This is a genomic window from Moraxella sp. K127 (genome assembly GCF_015223095.1).
GTDB lineage: Bacteria > Pseudomonadota > Gammaproteobacteria > Pseudomonadales > Moraxellaceae > Moraxella.
The window spans coordinates 1-827 of the sequence record NZ_JADFBZ010000107.1 but is presented as its reverse complement, the minus strand read 5'-3'; the positions used below and the strand labels follow the sequence as shown (position 1 = coordinate 827).

At 39.1% G+C, this 827-nt stretch carries 2 protein-coding genes; both read right to left on the bottom strand.

Annotated features, from left to right (window positions below):
* On the bottom strand, positions 1–408 hold a 408-nt coding region (locus IM753_RS12810; RefSeq protein WP_370582859.1), incomplete at its 3' end, for an IS3 family transposase.
* A 47-nt stretch (positions 409–455) separates the two neighbouring features.
* On the bottom strand, positions 456–827 hold a 372-nt coding region (locus tag IM753_RS12805), incomplete at its 5' end, for a helix-turn-helix domain-containing protein (RefSeq protein ID WP_194109449.1).

The window sequence follows — 827 nt, the reverse complement described above, 5'->3', positions numbered from 1 at the left end:
TTTTCTTTGAATGACACTGCCATCATTTGCCTTGTCTTGTACTTTAAACTCGGTGATGTCTGTTGCCCACTTTTGATTGGGTTTGTCTGCTTTAAAGTCTCTTTTGAGTATATTGTCCTGAATGGTATCTTTGCCCATTGTGCCTTTGTAAGTATTAAACTTACGTTGACGACGAACCAATGCTTTGAGTCCAAGTTTAGCCATCAGTCGTTGCACTCGTTTATGATTAATGACCATGCCTTTTTGGGCAAGCTGATTGTTAAGCTCTGATGTGATTCTACGATAACCATACCTGCCCTTGTGTTGGTGGTAGATGTGGTTAATGTGTTCTTTTAAGTCAAGGTCTTTGTCAGGCTTTGTACTTTGACGAATGTGGTAATAAAACACACTTCTTGGCAAGTTTGACACTGCCAATAAGTCAGCAAGTTTGTGCTTATGCCTTAATTCTTGGATGATCAGGACTTGTTCTTTGTTTGTACTGATTGTTCCTTTTGACGAATTAAGGCATCTAGCTTTTTTAGATAGTCATTCTCTGCTCTAAGATAGGCAAGTTCATCAAGCAAATCATCCACACTTTTTTCGTGGTCTTGTTTGGTTTTCCAAGTTGATTTGGTTTTATTAGCGTTGTGTTTGTTTGACATTGCTTTTTTGCCTTTGGGTTTGGGTATTAGTCCCATTATACCAAAGGCTTGGTAGGACTTTAACCAAGTTGACAGTAAAGAAGGTTGTGGCAGATTAAGCTCTATGGCAAGTTGTGTAAGCGATTTGCCCTGTTGTATGGCTTGAACGGCATTAAGCTTAAAATCTGTGTCATAGACAGCCTTTGT